The following is a 5,144-nucleotide window of genomic DNA, read 5'->3' as shown; positions in this document are numbered from 1 at the left end:
TCGTCGACGCCGAGAAGGTCCTGGCCGCACGCCGATACTTCGGCGACGGGGCCGTCACCGTCGCCGTCATCGACCCGCTGCTGGCGGACAACACCGCGGCCTTCGCCATCACCGGCAGTGGCGCGGAACCGACAAACCGACGCCCCGATCTGCACGTCGGTGTGGCAGGCCTGGCCGCCGTTCTGCTCGGCGGGTCGACGTGGCGCGCCCTGGCAGTGGCCGGGCTGGCCCGGGCCGAGGACGCGGCAGCGGTTGAGGTGGCTGACCGACTATTCGCTGTTCCCGACGCACCCTACGCCGGGTTCTTCTTCTAGCACCGCGAAAACAGCTGTCGGTGCGGAGACTCACCGATGATCGTCGTCATCGGCGCCGGTGTCTGCGGGCTGGCCGCCGCCTACGAGCTCTCGAAGCGCGGACAGCGCGTGACCGTCTTCGAGCGCGGTGCGCCGTTCGCCGAGCAGTCCACCGGATTGGCCCGAATCTTCCGGATAGCGCACCGGCGACCGGCCTTGTGCCGGTTGGCGGTTCAGGCACGCAGCGGGTGGCAACGCTGGGGGGCCGAGTTGGGCGCGGGCCGGCTGCTCGGTGACGAGGGTTTCATCGCCGTCGGCGCCGGCGAAGACACCGCGGCGGCGATGGCAGCCGCCGGTGCGGAGTCTCACCGGCTGGGCCGTACCGACATCGCAAAGCGCATACCGTTCCTCGCTGCTCCCTGGGAGACTGCAGTCTTCGACCCGCTCGGCGGCAGCCTGCGCATCCGGCGGGCATTGACCGCGTTGGCGCGACGAGTCGAAATGCGCTGTGGTGAGGTGGTGTCGGTGACCGACGACGGTTTGACGACCCTCGCCGATGGCACCGTCGTGTCAGCTGACCGCGTGCTGATCTGCGCTGGTGTGCAGACACCGACACTCTTCGGCCCGCTCGGCATCGAGTTCGGCCCGCACACCCGCTTCACCTACGAAGGCGCCGACGCCACCGGTGCTGCGTGCCTGTCATCACCCGAGGGCTATGGATTACCGCTCGGCAGCACAGGGCGTTGGGCCTTCGGGCAATCGATACCGGACCCCGACACTGTGCGCGCACTGTTCCCGTCGCTTTCGGTCGTCGACCGGGTGGACTGCGTAACGGTGCGTGCCCCGTGGCTCGACGACGGCGGTGACGGCTGGACGATTACCAGGCGCGGCTGCGTCGTCGCGTTCGTCGGCAGCAACCTGATGAAGTTCGGGCCGCTGCTCGGGGAGTTGCTTGCCCAGTCCGTGCTCAGCGACGAGCTGCCCGGCGAGCTGACCGCCATCTAAACGCGTGTTGACAACTGCGGGTGACGAATTGCGCGCCTGGGTACCGTTGATTCATGCCCGAAATCGATCTCGACGACCTTTCCACCCCCGAACACGGCTACACCGTCGACGACGAGGACGACGACGACCCCGTCTTGCTCGATTGCGACGGAAATCCTGTCGAAACGTGGCGCGAGGGATTCCCGTACGACGGACGGATGCCGCGCGACGAATACGAGCGAACCAAGCGGCGGCTGCAGATTGAGCTGCTGAAGCTGCAGAGTCACAGCAGGCGCACCGGCGCCCGCCACGTGATCGTGTTCGAGGGTCGTGACGCCGCCGGTAAGGGCGGCACCATTCAGCGATTCATGGAGCACCTCAGTCCGCGCAGCGCACGAGTCGTGGCGCTCGAGAAGCCCACCGAGCGTGACCAAACGCAGTGGTACTTTCAGCGCTACGTGACCCACCTGCCGGCCGCCGGCGAGATGGTGTTGTTCGACCGGTCCTGGTACAACCGCGCTGGCGTCGAGAAGGTGATGGGTTACTGCACCTCTGAACAATGCGCCGACTTCATCCGGCAAGTACCGCTATTCGAACAACTGCTGGTCAATGACGGGGTACACCTGACGAAGCTGTGGTTCTCGGTGTCCCCCGCCGAGCAACGCACCAGGTTTGCCGTTCGGCTGGTCGATCCGTTGCGGCATTGGAAGTTTCGCCGACGGACATCGAGTCACTGAACAAGTGGGACGACTACACCGCGGCGAAAGAGGAGATGTTCACTGCGACCGACACCGATATCGCTCCGTGGATCGTTGTCAAAAGCAACGACAAGAAGCGGGCCCGCGTCAACGCCATGCGTCATGTCCTCGCCAAGTTCGACTACGAAGACAAGGACGATGAGGTGGTGGGAAAGCCGGATCCATTGATTGTGGGTCGCGCGTTGGCTGAGTGAGAAAGGCACGCCAGCAGTACATAGAAAGTGAATACATAAAAATGGGACGGAGAGTGTTCTCCTTCCACTTTCAACTTATATCGCACCCTGGGGCTTGCGGCAAGGCCCGGGTCATGCTTCAGAATCGCTGCCCTGGGCCGGAATACGCGAGCTGGGGGTGGTGAAGTGCCTGAGTCGTCACCGAAGACCGGGTTACACGATGTCGAGGTGATCGTCGTCGGCGCAGGGCCGACGGGTCTGATGCTGGCCGCCGAGCTGTGCCTGGCGGGTGTTCGACCGCTGGTGCTCGAGCGTCGGGCAGGTCCGTTGGAGACGCTGCGCGCCAACGGCTTCGGCGGGCGAAGTGTGCAGCTGCTGAGATACCGCGGCTTGCTGCAGCAAGCTGGAGCCGCCAGCATCGGGCCTATTCATACCCCGGCCCGGCTACCGTTCGGCGACCTGCATGTGGACTTCTCGCCGTTGAGCGACCCTCCGATGCAAGGGCTGCGGTTGCCGCAGCACAAACTTGAGCGTCTGCTCGACGAACACGCCCGCCACCTGGGCGCCGAGGTGCGCCGCGGGCATGAAGTCGTCGGCTTGAGTCGACAGTCCGCCTCGGTGACCGCAGAGGTGAACGGCCCTGCCGGGTTGCATCGGGTATCGGGCCGTTACCTGGTCGGGTGCGACGGTGCGCACAGCAAGGTGCGTGTCGAAGCTGGTATCTCGTTTCCCGGCACCACATACCCGCAAGTGAATCGGCTTGGGCAGCTCACCATGCCGAAGTCAGTTCGGTTGCTGGACAGCGGTGAGCTGGACGTGCCGGGGCTGGGTCGCGTCAGGGCCAATTTCACCCGCACAGATCGGGGGGTGTTCGCGATCGGGCCGCTCTCCTCGCAGGCTTTGCTCATTCAGACCACCGAAGACGAGGCCGCTGCGGTCGACGACGCCGCGCCGATGACGCTGACCGAGCTGCGCGACAGCATACTCCGGGTGATTGGTGTCGACGTACCCTTGGGTGAGCCGATCCGGTTGTCGCGCTATCAATTTCAGGCGCGACAAGCCGAACGGTACCGGGATGGACGGGTATTGGTGGCCGGCGACGCGGCTCACGTGTTTCCCGCCACGGGTGTGGGCATCAGCGTCGGCATGCTCGACGCGGTCAACCTTGCGTGGAAGCTGGCCGGAAAAATCCACGGTTGGGCACCGGCTGGGTTGCTGGACAGCTATCACGATGAACGCCACTTTGCCGGCGCACGCACCATGCTGCACACCCAGGCTCAAGTGGCGTTGCGCCGCGGAACGGACAGCGCCGCCGACGCGCTTCGGGATCTGTTCCTGGAGCTTCTCGCCGACGAGCAGCCACTGCGCCGGATCGGAGCCCTGATCGCCGGCAGCGACGTCTGCTACCGGATGCGCCATTCCAACGACCACGCGTTGACCGGAGCATTCGCTCCGGACCTTCGATTACGCACCGAACACGGCGCGACGAGCGTCGCGGTACTCATGCGAGCCGCTCGACCCGTCTTCATTGACCTGGCCGATCGCTCGGAGCTGCGTAACACCGCACGAGAATGGTTGCCGCGCATCGATGTGCACACCGCCCGGACCGTGCACCGCCCTGCCGACGCCATGCTCATTCGGCCAGACGCACACATCGCCTGGGCGGCAACCCTAGGCGAACCGGCGGACACCGCAACCGTCGGGCTGCGCGAGGCGCTTTGCTCCTGGTTCGGTGCACCCACCCGACCGGTCCAAGTCGCGGGCCGTGGCTAGCTTGCTGCGGGCAGGTACCGCGCCTTAAGGGGCCGTGACGGGTGACGATCAGCTGTCAGCCGTCACCGTTTGCGGGTGGCGCTGAAGAATTTGGTGCGCATTAGTCGCTCGAAGGCGGGTGGCAGACCGTTGAAGGGCCGGCCGTAGTCGTCGGCGGCCTTTGCCACCAGGTCTGCGTCGACGACCTGCCATCCTAGTTCAGCGAGCCAGGCTTTCGTGTCGATGCGTGGATCGTCATACCAGAGATCCGCGATCGGCGGCTGGGTGCCGTCCTGGGCGATCATCGGGATGCTGTCGGCGAATTCCTGCACCTCGCCCGGCTGCGGCCCAAGTTCGGCGGCTATCTGGCTGCCGGCGGCGGACAGCTCGTGCAACTTCTCGAACAGCGCGTCCTGGGCCGCACCGGGCAGGTAGGGCAGCAGGCCCTCCAGCGCCCAGGCCGTCGGGCGGGCGGGGTCGAAGCCCGCCGCGAGCAGCGCACCGGCCCAGTCGTCGCGCAAGTCAGTGGCGATCGTGACACGTCGCGTGGCCGGAACCACGCCCTGCCGGTCAAGCTCCTCTTGCTTGAATTCGAGTACGCGTGGCTGGTCGATCTCGAAGACCGGGTAGTCGGCGGGCCACGCCAGTCGGTATGCGCGGCTGTCCAATCCGGCGGCCAGGATGACGGCCTGCTGCGTTCCGCTGTGGCCGGCCTGGGTGAAGAAGTCGTCAAAGAAGCGCGTTCGCACTCCCACCCACTGGGCATTGAAAGCAGCCGCGCTGCTCATATCGGTGTCGGCCACTGCCGCGATCAGATTCGGCTCACCGGCGGCGGCCACGAACTTCGCCGCGTAATCGTCGTTGGCCAGTGGAGGAATCAATGCGGCGTCGAGCGCTCGCGCTGCCGTCACCGCCAGCGCCGTGAAGCCGACACTGGTCACGATGTCCCAGGTATCTCCGACCGTTCGCGCCATGAAACCTCCTGCATCACACCCACAATTCGTTTGCACAGCTAACGAATAGCTTACGCCTCGAACCGGTGGCGGTGCTGGTCAGTTCTGCCGCCCGGACAACTCGTCGACGAACCGGTCGATGAATGCCTCGAGCGGCGCTCGGCCGGCCGGCCGGATGACGAATTTCGTCAAACCGGCGTCCAGGTACGCGTCGAGTTGACGGTGCAGCTG

4 protein-coding genes and 2 pseudogenes are annotated in these 5,144 nt (G+C 65.6%); 4 read left to right on the top strand and 2 right to left on the bottom strand.

What is annotated here, in order from left to right; all coding sequences use genetic code 11:
- The 4 genes and pseudogenes from WA317_RS12130 to WA317_RS12115 all read left to right on the top strand — a co-directional run.
- Positions 1 to 314 (top strand): sterol carrier protein domain-containing protein (locus WA317_RS12130; RefSeq protein ID WP_425173264.1); only part of this gene is annotated, 314 nt, incomplete at its 5' end.
- A gap of 36 nt (positions 315 to 350) precedes the next feature.
- On the top strand, positions 351 to 1,298 hold the full coding sequence (locus tag WA317_RS12125; protein ID WP_425173263.1) for an NAD(P)/FAD-dependent oxidoreductase: 948 nt from the start codon (positions 351 to 353) through the stop codon (positions 1,296 to 1,298).
- Positions 1,299 to 1,351: 53 nt separating this feature from the next.
- Positions 1,352 to 2,229 (top strand): annotated as a pseudogene (gene ppk2 / locus WA317_RS12120) (polyphosphate kinase 2).
- Positions 2,230 to 2,394: 165 nt separating this feature from the next.
- On the top strand, positions 2,395 to 3,981 hold the full coding sequence (locus tag WA317_RS12115) for an FAD-dependent monooxygenase (RefSeq protein ID WP_425173262.1): 1,587 nt from the start codon (positions 2,395 to 2,397) through the stop codon (positions 3,979 to 3,981).
- 62 nt (positions 3,982 to 4,043) lie between these two features.
- Here WA317_RS12115 and WA317_RS12110 read toward each other — a convergent pair whose 3' ends face one another.
- Both WA317_RS12110 and WA317_RS12105 read right to left on the bottom strand, forming a co-directional pair.
- Positions 4,044 to 4,934, bottom strand: a complete 891-nt coding sequence (locus WA317_RS12110) for an SAM-dependent methyltransferase (RefSeq protein WP_425173261.1) — start codon at positions 4,932 to 4,934, stop codon at positions 4,044 to 4,046.
- A 78-nt stretch (positions 4,935 to 5,012) separates the two neighbouring features.
- Positions 5,013 to 5,144 (bottom strand): annotated as a pseudogene (locus WA317_RS12105) (TIGR03854 family LLM class F420-dependent oxidoreductase); the annotation flags it as partial.

It is taken from the genome of Mycobacterium sp. (assembly GCF_049802695.1).
Classification (GTDB): Bacteria; Actinomycetota; Actinomycetes; order Mycobacteriales; family Mycobacteriaceae; genus Mycobacterium.
This window is presented reverse-complemented; position numbering and strand designations above follow the sequence as displayed.

Coding starts and splice junctions, on each gene's coding strand:
- WA317_RS12125 (WP_425173263.1), top strand. CDS start 351: ATGATCGTCGTCATCGGCGCCGGTGTCTGCGGGCTGGCCGCCGCCTAC.
- WA317_RS12110 (WP_425173261.1), bottom strand. CDS start 4,934: ATGGCGCGAACGGTCGGAGATACCTGGGACATCGTGACCAGTGTCGGC.